Annotated in this window: 1 pseudogene; it reads left to right on the top strand. The window is 60.6% G+C overall.

Annotated features, from left to right (window positions below):
• Positions 1 to 778 precede the first annotated feature (778 nt).
• Positions 779 to 1,199, top strand: a pseudogene (locus QZH66_RS15420) (ribulose-phosphate 3-epimerase); the annotation flags it as partial.

Here is a 1,199-nt window from a genome sequence, read left to right as displayed (position 1 = left end):
TGTGGGAACGTGCTGGGTTCCATGACACACAGCACCACTGCACCGTGCCTTTTGGCCGTAGCTCCCCGGTTGCCCGGGATCTCAAGAGTTAGCTACATCATTCTCACGACAGTTCACGCGAGCGTTCAGATATCTTTCCCGTACCCTATTCCTCGTCGTCCCAACCCCGTCCTGTTCGGGGGTTCGCCATTGCTTTCGCATCGACTGTGTGCAACGTGTGCACGGGACGTTTATCCGCAGCTTCGCACCCCTCGGTTACCCAAGAAGCATGTGCGGACGNCGTCGTCCCAACCCCGTCCTGTTCGGGGGTTCGCCATTGCTTTCGCATCGACTGTGTGCAACGTGTGCACGGGACGTTTATCCGCAGCTTCGCACCCCTCGGTTACCCAAGAAGCATGTGCGGACGAGGACATGCCGTTCCAGGCATGGTTCTGGTAGAGAACAAGACACCACGAGCGGGTTACGCTCATTGTTCAGTGCTGACCATTCCATCCTGTCCATTCCGGAGAATGTAAAAGATGTAACGATTATGCAAAAGTGTCTCTTTTGTGCTGAAAGACGCGTCCCTTGGGGGCACGGCTCCGCAAGCGATCACCCTTGAGGTGGTCGTGCGTGACAGCTAAAAGAGAGCCTTTCGGCTGTCACAAATGCTCCGTATCGCTACGGAATTCGCCGTTTCCCTATTGGGAAGCAACGGCACTGTTGGGGCATCACTAGGATGCGATGAAGCGACATCGAGTCGCACCATGGGCGAATGGTAACTGCGACAATCCGGGGCATGAGCCGCACCTACCGCATTGCCCCCTCGATTTTGTCTGCCGATTTCGCCCGCCTGGGCGACGAAGTGCACAACGTCATCGCCGCCGGCGCCGACTGGATCCACTTCGACGTGATGGACAACCACTATGTGCCCAACCTCACGTTCGGCCCCATGGTCTGCCAGGCCCTCAAGCCCCACGCCAAGACCGCCGCCGGCGTGGCCGTGCCGATCGACGTGCACCTGATGGTGCGGCCGGTCGATGCGCTGGCCGCCGCCTTTGCCGAGGCCGGCGCCGACCTCATCAGCTTCCACCCCGACGCCGCGGGCCACGTGCACCGCAGCATCCAGGCCATCAAGGCCCAGGGCGTCAAGGCCGGCCTGGTGTTCAACCCGGCCGAGCCGCTCGACGTGCTCGACTGGGTGCTCGACGACATCGACC

This window comes from Stenotrophomonas sp. YIM B06876 (assembly GCF_030711595.1).
In the GTDB taxonomy this organism is placed as follows: Bacteria; Pseudomonadota; Gammaproteobacteria; order Xanthomonadales; family Xanthomonadaceae; genus Stenotrophomonas.
The sequence above is the reverse complement of the archived record's forward strand: the minus strand, read 5'-3'. Positions and strand labels throughout refer to the sequence as shown.